Annotated in this window: 9 protein-coding genes; 3 read left to right on the top strand and 6 right to left on the bottom strand. The window is 61.0% G+C overall.

The window, feature by feature from the left end; all coding sequences use genetic code 11:
- Position 1 precedes the first annotated feature (1 nt).
- Positions 2-1,510, bottom strand: coding sequence for an ABC transporter substrate-binding protein (locus ACZ9IU_RS24575; protein ID WP_040125485.1), 1,509 nt, complete (start codon positions 1,508-1,510; stop codon positions 2-4).
- A gap of 171 nt (positions 1,511-1,681) precedes the next feature.
- Here ACZ9IU_RS24575 and ACZ9IU_RS24570 point away from each other — a divergent pair, with 171 nt between their 5' ends.
- Both ACZ9IU_RS24570 and ACZ9IU_RS24565 read left to right on the top strand, forming a co-directional pair.
- A complete protein-coding gene (locus ACZ9IU_RS24570; protein ID WP_040125486.1) occupies positions 1,682-2,632 on the top strand; it encodes a LysR family transcriptional regulator in 951 nt (316 codons plus the stop codon).
- Positions 2,633-2,763: 131 nt separating this feature from the next.
- The gene (locus ACZ9IU_RS24565) at positions 2,764-4,287 is read left to right on the top strand and encodes a sulfatase family protein (RefSeq protein WP_080719383.1); all 1,524 of its coding nucleotides are present in this window, start codon (positions 2,764-2,766) and stop codon (positions 4,285-4,287) included.
- Between the two features lie 9 nt (positions 4,288-4,296).
- Here ACZ9IU_RS24565 and iolB read toward each other — a convergent pair whose 3' ends face one another.
- The 5 genes from iolB to ACZ9IU_RS24540 all read right to left on the bottom strand — a co-directional run bounded on the left by iolB (position 4,297) and on the right by ACZ9IU_RS24540 (position 10,711).
- A complete protein-coding gene (gene iolB, locus ACZ9IU_RS24560; protein ID WP_040125487.1) occupies positions 4,297-5,106 on the bottom strand; it encodes a 5-deoxy-glucuronate isomerase in 810 nt (269 codons plus the stop codon).
- Complete coding sequence (gene iolE / locus ACZ9IU_RS24555; RefSeq protein WP_040125488.1) at positions 5,103-6,014, bottom strand: myo-inosose-2 dehydratase; 912 nt, start codon at positions 6,012-6,014, stop codon at positions 5,103-5,105. The genes iolB and iolE overlap by 4 nt, the downstream gene beginning before the upstream one ends.
- 1 nt (position 6,015) lies before the next feature.
- Complete coding sequence (iolD, locus tag ACZ9IU_RS24550; protein ID WP_040125489.1) at positions 6,016-7,839, bottom strand: 3D-(3,5/4)-trihydroxycyclohexane-1,2-dione acylhydrolase (decyclizing); 1,824 nt, start codon at positions 7,837-7,839, stop codon at positions 6,016-6,018.
- Positions 7,836-9,764, bottom strand: a complete 1,929-nt coding sequence (locus ACZ9IU_RS24545; RefSeq protein WP_040125490.1) for a bifunctional 5-dehydro-2-deoxygluconokinase/5-dehydro-2-deoxyphosphogluconate aldolase — start codon at positions 9,762-9,764, stop codon at positions 7,836-7,838. The genes iolD and ACZ9IU_RS24545 overlap by 4 nt, the downstream gene beginning before the upstream one ends.
- A 98-nt stretch (positions 9,765-9,862) precedes the next feature.
- On the bottom strand, positions 9,863-10,711 hold the full coding sequence (locus tag ACZ9IU_RS24540) for a MurR/RpiR family transcriptional regulator (protein ID WP_051900623.1): 849 nt from the start codon (positions 10,709-10,711) through the stop codon (positions 9,863-9,865).
- A gap of 151 nt (positions 10,712-10,862) precedes the next feature.
- Here ACZ9IU_RS24540 and iolG point away from each other — a divergent pair, with 151 nt between their 5' ends.
- Entirely contained in the window at positions 10,863-11,858 is a 996-nt protein-coding gene (gene iolG, locus ACZ9IU_RS24535; protein WP_040125491.1) for an inositol 2-dehydrogenase, read from the top strand.
- Positions 11,859-11,959: the final 101 nt, after the last annotated feature.

Raw genomic sequence — 11,959 nt, 5'->3', positions numbered from 1 at the left:
CTCACTTTGCGGGCGCATAATTGCGCGGCCAAGGCACGATGTTCTGCGCCTGCATCTGGACCTTCACCTCAGCGTTGGAAATGTAAATGCTGTCGATCCGGAACCACGGCGCAAAGAAAGCATTCTCGACCATATATCGATTGGCGGCCTGCATCGCGGCATTCTGCTCCTTGCCTGGAGGCGTATACTGGGCTGTCTTCAGGAGAGCCTCCAGTTTTTCGTCCTTTGCCTTGGAGGTGTTCCAGGGGGAGTTTGCGAAGGCGAATTTGTTGAAGTCGGCCCAGGGCGACTGGCTCCCCAGACGAAAGAGGAACATCGGATATTTGCCCGACAGCAACTCGGCGATCGTGACGTTCGGCGGGACTTTCACCCAGTTGACGGTGACGCCGATATCCTTGAGCTGCTGCGTGATGATCGGCGTATAGGCAGCAAGCGTGCCGATATCCGGCATCGTGACGCTGAAGCCGTTTGGATAACCCGCTTCGGCAAGCAGGGCACGGGCCGCCTTCGGGTCATAGTGATAGGTCCCGTCGAGCGATGGATCAAAAGCTTCGCTTGGCGGAACGAAAGGTTGATCCGTGACTTCGCCATAACCCCTAGCGACGAACTTCAGGATCGCTTTTTCATCGAATGCCATATTGAGCGCGCGCCGGACGCGGACGTCGGACAGCGCCTTTACCATTTTGCCGTCGCGGTCGGAGAGAAACAGACCCAGCCAGTCCACCGGCAATCTGGAGACCGTCAGCTTGCTCGCCTCGGCCTCGGGGACAACCTGTCCTTCACCCGCGGCGGCATCCACCTGACCGGATTTCAGCGCATTCATCCGCGCGCTGAGATCGTTGATCGGCGTGATCGTCATGGTTTCGAACGGAAAGGCGCCGGCATTCCAATAATCCGGATTGCGCTTGTAGACGTATTGCCGCCCGGTCACCGAGCGCGCCGTGTCGTAGATGTAAGGCCCGGAGCCGATCGGGAGCATCTTGGAATCAGCCTTGCCGAGCGTCGCGGGGCTCGCCATCGCGCCGCCCACGGTCGCCAGGTTGAAGAGCATGCCCGGATCTGGTTCCTTGAGGTGCAGCTTCAGCTCTGCCGGGCCTACGATCTCGACATTCTGGACGGCGCCAGCCATCCAGGTGTTCTGCCCGACGCCATCGCGCAGATATTCGAGGTTTGCCTTCACCGCCTCGGCGTTGAAAGGCGTTCCGTCGGTGAATTTGACGCCTTCGCGCAGCTTGAGCGTCAGCTCCGTACCATCGCCGTTAAAGTGCCATTCCGTGGCCAGGTTTGGCATCGTCTTGCCGTCCGGTGCGGTATAGAGCAGCGTGTCGAAGACCGGCATCCAGTACTGGGCGCGATGGCCGATGGAAAGGCCGGCACGGTCGAAGGTGTCGTTATCCAGAATGCCGGCGAGCGCAAGCGTCTCGGGGTTGTTCCCGACTTCTGCTTTGGCGACTGGCGGCACGGATAAAAAAACCGCCGTCAAGGCGGACAAAATCAATCGGTTTCGCATGCTCTCCTCCCCGAGAGCCTGACTTGCCCGCTCCCCGGCCAGACAGGCTGCATGTAGCGAATAAGATCCTGCCAAATACGCATTCCTGGCATTCCGAATGCCATAGCAGTTGAGGCAATGCAGGAAAAATGCAATTAACGGCGTGACCGATAAACGAAGCTTATCACTGCCATGCTGGATCAGATCACCCACCTCTTCCGTCTCCAGGCGATCGTGGAGGAAGGCAGTCTCCGTCGTGCCGCCGAACGGCTGAACCTCACGCAGCCCGCCTTGTCTCGATCTCTCGCCCAATTGGAGGCCCATTTCGGGCGGCCGCTTCTGGAGCGGCATGCACGTGGTGTCCGTCCGACGCTGTTCGGCGAGAGGGTCTTGTCGGAATCGCTGCGGATGATGCGTCACTGGGAAGTGGCCGAGCAGGAACTCATGTCCGACAGGGCAATAGGCAAGGCCTATCTGCGGATCGGCGCCGGACCGATGTGGCGCCCCGCAATCCTGCCGGAGCTGCTCGTCGACATGCAGCGACGGTTCCCCAAGATCGTCTTCGAGCTCAGGAACAGCCGTTATGCGACCTCGATCACCGATCTCCTGGAGGGGCGCCTCGATATGCTGTTCACGGGAATGACGGTCGATGATCCGCAAGACTTCCGCCTCGTTGCGCTTCCGCTGACGAAGGTGATCAACAATGTCATGGCGCGCGAGGATCATCCGATCTTCGCCGCCCGTGATGCGGCAGGAGCGGTTCCGCCGGAGCGCCTGCTCGATTATCCCTGGCTCGTTCATTCCGAGCTTCCGATCTATCAGGCCACTACGCAGCACGGCCTTTTCGAGCGGCTGGGGCGGGAGCCCGATATCCGGTTGAGCTGCGAGAGCCTGCATTCGACATTGTCCATCCTTCAGCGGAGCGATTGCCTCTGCCTGCTGCCCGACGCGGCCGTTCTTGCGACCTCCTGCCCACGCATCGTCCCGGTGCCGGTCAACCTCAATTACAGGCATACGCGGACGGGGGTGATCTATCGCGAAGAACTCGGTGACTGGGCTCCGGTGCGCCAGCTGATCGCACTCTGCAAGGAGCGGTTTCATCTCGAGAAGTCACCGGAGACCGGGCGAAGCGGTCAGCAGTGATCAGTTTTTCGCATCGCTTGCTTCTGAAATTGCATTATTTGCGCATGACCTGACGCTGTATCCTTGACCAAGGCGGACGGGTTCGATGGTTGCGATCATACGTATTCCTGCCGCGTGCGAGGGAGGAAGACTTGCGACCGAATATCCTTTTCGTCATGTCGGATGACCATGCCGCGCGGGCAATCTCGGCCTATGGCGCAGGTCTCAACCACACCCCCAATATCGATCGGCTGGCGAAGGAGGGTGTGAGACATGACGCGACCTATGTCACGAACTCGATCTGCACGCCGTCGAGGGCCGCGATCCTGACCGGCACGCATAACCACGTCAATGGCGTCACGACGCTCGTGACGCACATGAACAATCGTATCCCCAACGTGGCCAAGCTTTTGAAAGCGGCAGGATACCGCACCGGCATCTTCGGCAAATGGCATCTCGGCGAAGGGCCTCTCCACGAGCCGAAGGGGTTCGATGACTGGGCTGTCGTTCCAGGGCAGGGTGATTATTGGGATCCGGCCTTCATCGATCGTGATGGCCGGCGCCGAATTCCGGGCTATGTCACCGATATCATTACCGACAAATCGATCGATTTCATCGAACAAGGCGACGACCGGCCCTTCTTTCTGATGTGCCACCACAAGGCGCCCCATCGTAATTTCGTGCCCGACCACAAACACAATCATCTCTGGGCGGAAGAGGATCTTCCGCTGCCGTCGACGTTCAACGACGATTATTCCGGCCGTGCGGCAGCGGCCGCCGCCGCCCGCATGCGCGTTCGTTCCGATCTCAACTGGGAGGATCTCGGGCTCGTGCAGCCGGAGGGGCCTGCCACCGTCACGGGAGAACTGATGCTGGATCAGATCCCGATTCGCCGCGTGCCGGAACTTAAAAGTGGCGAAAGCATCACTGTGGTATGCGCTTCGACCGGCCGGAATTACACCTTCACCGATCCACAGGCTTTCGCAGAATTCAAATATCAGCGCTACATGAAGCGCTACCTCCGGACGGTTCAATCGATCGACGACAATGTCGGCCGCCTCCTCGACTACCTCGACGAAAAAGGCCTGACCGAGAACACGCTGGTGATCTACACATCCGACCAGGGCTTCTTCCTTGGTGAGCACGGCTGGTTCGACAAGCGTTTCATGTATGAGGAAAGTCTGCAGATGCCGTTTTTGGCGCGTTATCCGGCGGCGATTCCGGGTGGCACGACCAGTCGTGATCTCGCCTGCAACGTCGACTTTGCGCCCACCTTCCTGGACTATGCCGGGGTGCGGACGCCTTCCTTCATGCAAGGGCGGTCGATGCGACCTGTGCTGGAGGGGCGGACCCCGAGTGACTGGCAGCAATTGGTGTACCATCGCTATTGGATGCACAACGATGCCATCCACGGCGCCTGGGCGCATTACGGGGTGCGCGACGCCCGCTACAAGCTCATCTACTGGTACAATGACGATCTGGGACAGCCAGGCGCCAGACCGAATGGCGCCCCCCCGGAATGGGAATTATTCGATTGCGTGGAAGATCCGCACGAATTGAGAAACGTTGCGGACGATCCGGCCTATGCGGGAATTTTCCGCGAGATGCTCGACAAGCTCGACACCTATATGGCCGAGATCGGCGACATCGCCGAGCATCCCAGAGAACTGATTTAGGCAACCGGCTTAAGGATTGTCCCTTCTGAAGATCCAGTCATGGTCCGGGTGGTTCTTGAACCGCCATTTGCGGATCGGGCCGGCCATGACGTTCAGATAATACATCTCGTAGCCATAAGGCGCGCCGCAGGGATGATGGCCCTTCGGCACCAGCACGAGATCGTGGTCCGAAACGGCCATGGTCTCGTCAAGCGAGCCGTCTTCGGTGAAGACCCGCTGGAAGCCGAACCCCTGCGCCGGGTTCAACCGGTGGTAATAGGTCTCTTCCAGATAGGTCATGTCGGGGAAATTATCCTCGTCGTGCCGGTGGGGCGGATAGGAGGACCAGTTGCCGGCCGGGGTGAACACCTCGGTGACCAGAAGGCTGTCGGCGACGTCCCGCTCTTCCATGGCGATCGGGAAGATGTAGCGGGTATTGGCATCCCTGCCGCGGGTATTAAGGGAAAGCCCTTCCGGCCCGATCACTGCCGCTTCGCGTCCGGGCTTGGCCGGCGCGGTGCAGACCGCGAGCGTGCATTCGGTGGTCGCCTTGGCGCTCCAGTCGGAACCAGCGGGCACATAGACGCAGTGCGGTGGCTTGCGCTCGAAGACATTCATCCGGTCGCCGAGCTCGCCGAAAGCCTTGCCGCCTCCGGAGATATCCGCCCTGCCCTCGACCAGCACGAGGATGACTTCCGTCTCGCCGGTCGTTTCGGCAGCACTTTCGCCCGGCTTGAGGCGGTAGAGGCCAAAGCCGACATAACCCCAGCCGGCATCCTTCGGCGTGACGTCATGCACCTTGCCGGATACGCCCTTCGGCTTGCGCAGCAGGTTCGTCATGCGTCGCCCCTCCCCTTGTCGATGCCGGCTGCCTGCGCCATCGCCTTCAGCGAGGAAAGACCCATGCTCTGGTATTCGAAGGGATTGCGCACGTCCGGGTCCTGCTCGGCCTCGATCACCAGCCAGCCTTCATAACCATGGTCGGCGGCGACCTTCAGCACCGGGGGAAAACTCACGCCGCCGTCCTTGTCGCCCGGGACGGTGAAGACGCCACGGCGCACGCCTTCAAGGAAAGAGAGACCTTCGCTCCGCACCTGCGCGGCGATGTCGGGCCGCACGTTCTTGGCGTGGATATGCCCGACGCGGGCCATGTGATTGCTTGCGGCGCGCTCGGGATTGCCGCCACCGAACAGGCAATGGCCCGTATCGAGCAGAAGTTTCGCATGCGGGCCGGTATGGGCCATCAACCTGTCGATCTCGTCTTCGCTTTCGACGATCGTGCCCATGTGGTGGTGATAGACGAGGCTGATGCCCTGCCCTGCCGCAAACTCCGCCAGCGCCTCGACGCCGGCGCCGAAGGATTTCCACTCGCTGTCGGGGAGTTTCGGACGGTCGTTGACGGCCTTGCCGTCATCGCCATGGATGGCATTCGACGTCTCGCAGACGATGATGACTTTCGAACCCATCGCCTTGAGGAGATCGAGCGCCGGCTGCATCGCTCGTTTCTCGTCCTCGACGGAGTTGACGAGCAGGTTCAGCGAATGCCAGCCGGAAACATAGCGCAGCCCGCGCGGCTCCAGCACGGCCTTGAGCGCCGCCGGCTCCTGCGGAAACTTGTGGCCCTTCTCGATGCCGTCAAAACCGATCTTGGCGGTCTCGTCCAGGCACTGGTCGAGGCTGATATGGGCGCCAAGCGAACGGTCGTCGTCGTTCGACCAGGCGATGGGATTGGTACCGTAGAGGATCATGTCAGCGTCTTTCCTTAAGTGCGGCTTCGTAGGCGGCGCGAGCTTGCGTGACTTCAGCGCGGGTCGAGACCTCCGGCACCGCGACGTCCCACCAGTATCCCCCGCCTTCAGGCGTCGGATAAGGATCGGTGTCGATGACAATAACGGTTGCGACCTTCGCTTCCCGCGCACCGTTCAATGCCGCTTCCAGATCGGCGATCGAGGAGACCTTGCGGGCATCGGCGCCCATTGCGGCAGCATGGGCGGCGAAATCGATCTGCATCGGATTCGCCTGGTTGGTGTGCGCGTAGAGATTGTTGAACTGCTCACCGCCGGTCGCCATCTGCAGCCGGTTGATGCAGCCGTAACCGCGGTTGTCGGTGATCACGACGGTGATCTTGACGCCCATCGCAACGGCCGTCGCAAGCTCGGAGTTCATCATCATGTAGGAGCCGTCGCCGATCATGACGATCACGTCGCGATCCGGCTCCGCCATCTTGATGCCGAGCCCGCCGGCGATCTCGTAGCCCATGCAGGAGAAGCCGTATTCCATATGGTAGGAGAGCGGCTTGCCTGCCTTCCAGAGCTGATGAAGCTCGCCCGGCATGGTGCCGGCGGCGCACATGACGACCGTATTGTCGCGCGAGGCGCGCTGGACTGCGCCGATCACCTGCATGTCGGTCGGCAGCAGATTGCCATCCTCGGGGGCAGCGGTGATGGCATCCGCCTTGGCGAACCAGTCCTCCTTGAGGCCGGCATCCACTCCTCGGAAACGATGATCGCCGAGCGCCGCACTCACCAGCTCCAGCCCGACCTTCGCGTCCGAGACGAGCGGGATCGCTTCGTGCTTGGCGCTGTCATAGGGCTGGACATTGAGCGACAGGATACGGCGCGTCGGATTCTTGAAGAGCGCCCAGGAGCCGGTGGTGAAATCCTGGAACCGGGTGCCGACGCCAATCACCAGATCGGCATTTTCGCAAACGGCATTGGCGCTCGAAGCACCCGTCACGCCGACCGGGCCGAAATTCGAAACATGGTCCCAGGGCAGCGCTGACTTACCCGCCTGCGTCTCAACGACCGGGATATTGTGCCGGCTCGCAAATGCCGCGAGCGTCCCGGTCGCGCCGGAAAAATGCACGCCGCCGCCGGCGACGATGACTGGATTTTTTGCGCCCCGGATCGCCTCGATGGCACGCTCAAGCTCGTTCTCATCCGGCCGCGGCCGGCGCCAATGCCAGGTCTTCGACTCGAAGAAACTTTCCGGATAATCATAGGCCTCGGCCTGGGTGTCCTGGCAGAAAGCCAATGTCACTGGGCCGCAATCGGCAGTATCCGTCAGGGTTCGCATGGCGCGCGGCAGCGCGGTCAGAAGGTGTTCCGGCCGACTGATGCGGTCGAAATAACGGCTGACCGGCCGGAAGCAGTCGTTGACGCTTGCAAGGCCGTCGCCGAAATTCTCGATCTGCTGCAGGACGGGATCGGGCCCGCGATTGGCGAAGACATCGCCTGGGATGAAGAGCACCGGCAGGCGGTTCACATGCGCAAGTGCTGCCGCCGTGACCATGTTGAGCGCGCCCGGTCCGATCGAAGAGGTCACCGCCATCGCTCGGCTGCGGCGAAGCTGTTTAGAATAGGCGATCGCCGCATGGGCCATCGACTGCTCGTTCTGGCCGCGATAGGTGGGCAGGTCCGGCCGGATGCCCGCCAACGCCTCGCCCATGCCGGCGACATTGCCGTGCCCGAAGATCGCCCAGACACCGGCGATGAAGGGCACCCCCTCCTCCGTCATCTGGTTTGCGAGATAGCGCACCATCGCCTGCGCGGCGGTCAGTCTCACTGTTGTCATTGGCCGTTTCCTCCTCCGCTGCCGGCTCTTGCGCGTGCCGTGTCCCAGGCCGTGCAGAGTTCGCGGTATTTTCGCACCATGTCGGCCACCGCCTCGTCATCACCGATCGCGCCGGCAAACCACCGCCGCGCCGCATCGCCGAAAATCGTCCGGCCAACGGCAAAACCCTTCACAAGGTCGAAGCCTGCCGCGGTGGCAAAACTTTCCTCCAGCTCCGCCATCGGCGCATCGAGCCCGAGCACGACGATACCGCGCACATAGGGATCGTGCTTCTCGATCGCGGCGCAAGCATTCGCCCAGGCGGCCTCGCTCGTCATCGGTTCGAGCTTCCACCAGTCGGGGTAAACGCCGATCTCGTAGAAACGCTCGATGATATCGGCAACGGTTCGATCGTTGACCGGTCCGACCTTGGAGGGGATCACCTCCAGCAGCATTTCCAGCCGGTTGCGGCGGGTGGCGGCAAACAGGCGCTGGATCACCTCTTCCTGTTTCTCCCGCATCTCTGCCGGGTCATCGGGATGGTAGAAGCAAAGAACCTTGGCAACATTCTCGACCGGCCATTCTGTGATGCCACCGAGATCGGGACCAAGCTCTGGCTCCAGGGTCAGCGGGCGCGAGCCTGGCCATTCCACCGGCCGGCCGATCCACAATCCCGTGCCCGTCGCCTTGTAAAGCGTCTCGCGTCCGAGCCGCCCGTCGCAAAGAATGCCGTAGCCCTGCCTGCCGTCCGAGACGTCGAGCGCGGCCTTCAGGCACAGTGCCTTGAACTCGTCGATCCGCTCCGAACTTTGTCCCGCCTCATCGGCGATCGCTTCGAGTTGCATGCGGTGATCGAAGGCGAAGACCCGCAATTGCGGCCACTCGCCGGTCCGGTTGGTCGACCAGTGCACCTGCTCCAGCGCGCCGTCCTTGCGCAGCGCCTTGTCCCGGATGCCGGTGCGGAAGAAATATTGCAGCTCTTCCCAGCTCGGATAGGCCGGCGTGCAGCCGTGGCGCGAGACGGCGAAGGCGCCGCAGGCGTTGGCGTATTTCAGCGCGGTCGGCCAGTCCTCGCCGGTGAGCCAGCCCTTCAGCAGGCCTGCCATGAAGCCGTCGCCGGCGCCGAGCACGTTGAAGACCTCGATGGGAAAACCCTGCCCCGTCTGGCCCTCGTCGAGACTGTCGGGAATCTCGCCTTCAAAGACGACGGCGCCCATCGGGCCGCGCTTGCAGACCAGAGTCGCCTTGGAAACGGCGCGAACCGCTCTCAGCGCCTCGAGCGTGTCGGTCGAACCGCCGGCGATATGAAATTCCTCTTCCGTCCCGACCAGCAGGTCGAACAGATGCAGACTGGACTGCAGCTTGGCAGTCACCTTGCCGGACTCGATAAAGCGGCTTTCGCCCGCCTCGTGGCCCGCAAGGCCCCACAGGTTCGGACGATAGTCGATATCGAGGGCCGTGCGGGCGCCATTCTCGCGGGCGAGCCGCAGCGCCTTCAAGACGGCAGCCTCGGTGTTCGGATGGGAAAGATGGGTGCCCGTGACGCAGACGCAGCCCGCTTCTGCAATAAAGCCGGGATCGATATCGTCCTCGCAAAGCGCCATATCGGCGCAGTTCTCGCGATAAAAGATCAGCGGAAACTGATGCTGGTCGCGGATGCCGAGCAAAACGAGTGCCGTCAGCCGCTCCGGATCGGTCTTGACGCCGCGCACGTCGACCTTCTCGCGGACGAGCTGCTCGCGGATGAACCGGCCCATATGCTCGGCGCCGACGCGGGTGATCAGCGCCGATTTCAGCCCGAGCCTTGCCGCACCCGCGGCGATGTTCGTCGGCGAGCCGCCGATATATTTGTTGAAGGAGGCCATATCCTCCAGACGCCCGCCAACCTGCACGCCGTAGAGATCAACGGACGAGCGGCCGATCGTGATGAGATCCAGTGACGCCAAGATTTCCTCCCTCTCAAGATAGCGCCACCCTCCGCGGCATTTTATCGAGACTTAAAATGGATCATAAATTCCATTTTAAGAGAGCACAACATAAAAATTCAAGCCCTCTGCGATTTTGCCGTACCGACGATGACGGCGAGCGCAGTTGCCAGACAGAGCGTTGCGGCGGGCGATCGGAAAGCCCCAAAATCAATCTCGGAAACCAGAAGCGTCGTTGGGCGAAATTTCGCAAGCGGGCCAATCGCAGAGTCAGTTACGGCTACAATTGGAATCTTGCGTGCAGCCACGTCTTCGACAAGTTCAAGTGTCGGCGCCGAATAAGGCGCAAAGGTGAACGCCAACAGCGCATCGCCTTCTCGAATCGCATGCCGATTGTCCAGTTTACCTAGCGAAGTATGCAGAACCGCAGGAACTTCCATTTTCTCAAAGAGATAGGCAACGTATGTCGCCACCGAGAACGAACGTCCGAGACCAATGATATGGATCATTCCCGCAGCCACAAGCAGATTGGCGCCTTCGTTGAGAGCGACCGGGTCCACCGTGCTCAGCAGACTTTCAATCGATGCCCTGCCGGCCTCGACAAATTCGCCCAGCAGAGCGGACGGGCTTCCTTCTGGTTTTTCCCTCAGATGCAGTAGCCGGGTGGAATAGTCCGGCCACCCACCCACATAGGTTTCGCGAAACAGCCGCTGCATTTCGGAAAAGCCGGAGAACCCTAAAATTTGGCAAAAGCGCATGAAAGCTGAAGGCTGCACCCCTGCACCTTCGGCCATTTCGGCAACGGTTGAGACGGCGATCCTATCCTTGTTTGCCGCGACGTAGTCGGCACATTGGCGTAAGCGTTTCGGCAGGTTTTCCGAAACCTCGAGAAGCCGCTCCTCGAAAGCCTTTACATTGGCCGGTGGTGAGAAATTCGCCACGCTTTCCTCCTTGATCCCGCTTGACATAAACACAATGACGATCTAGCAAAATAGAATATATGTTCCAAATCTGCTTTGGACAAGCGATAATGATCTTCGCAGCGACCAAGGAAAAGGCCGAAATGACTCGGGCCGGACGCTTGCGATGGGATCCGTCGAGCTACAATGGGAGGACATCATGGTCACGAAACTGGCGCTTGTCGGCGCAGGCCGTATCGGCAAAGTGCATGCGCGTGCCATCACGCAAGACAAGCGTGCGAACCTAGTCGCGGTCGTCGACGCCATGGCGGATGCGGCAAAGGCGATCGCCGATAGCGCCGGCTGCGCCGTTAGCACGATCGAAGCCGTCGAGACGGACAAGGATATCGACGCGGTCATTATCTGCACGCCGACCAATACTCATGCCGACCTGATCGAGCGCTTCGCCAAGGCTGGCAAGGCGATTTTCTGCGAAAAGCCGATCGATCTCGACGTGGACCGCGCCAAAGCCTGCCTGGAAACGGTGCGCAAGACCGGCGCCAAGGTGATGCTCGGCTTCAACCGCCGCTTCGATCCACATTTCCTTGCAGTTCGTAAGGCGATCGACGACGGCAGGATCGGCAAGGTGGAAATGGTGACTATCACCAGCCGCGATCCAGGCCCGCCGCCGGCCGAATATATCAAGGTTTCAGGTGGCATTTTCCGCGACATGACGATCCACGACTTCGACATGGCGCGTTTCCTGCTCGGTGAGGAAATCCACAGCGTCATGGCGTCCGGCGCCGTCCTGGTCGACCCAAAAATCGGCGAGCTCGGCGATTATGACAGCGCAAGCCTCATCCTGACCACGAAAAGCGGCAGGCAGGCCATCATCTCCAACTCCCGCCGGGCGAGCTACGGTTATGACCAGCGCATTGAGGTGCACGGATCGCTCGGGTCCGTGGCCGCCGAAAACCAGCGGCCGGTCTCGATTGAGGTCGCCAACAAGGACGGCTATATCCGCCCGCCGCTGCATGATTTCTTCATGACCCGTTATACCGAGGCTTATGCGGCGGAGATCTCCGCCTTCATCGACAGCCTCGAAAGCGGCTCGGGGCCCTCGCCTTCGGCTGAGGACGGCTTGATTGCACTGGCGCTTGCCGACGCGGCATTGCGCGCAGTCAAGGAAAGCAAGACCATCGTAATCGGCGGATAGTCCGCTCAATGTCGGCCTCGGCAAAACGCTCGAGGCCGATGAAATCATTTTCCGGCCTCCGTCCGCTCACGAGTGACGGTAATTCTAACCTTGCGTGTAAA

The sequence above is a fragment of the Mesorhizobium sp. USDA 4132 genome (assembly GCF_056279545.1).
Note: the sequence above shows the minus strand (reverse complement) of the source record. Positions and strands in the feature narration are given on the sequence as shown.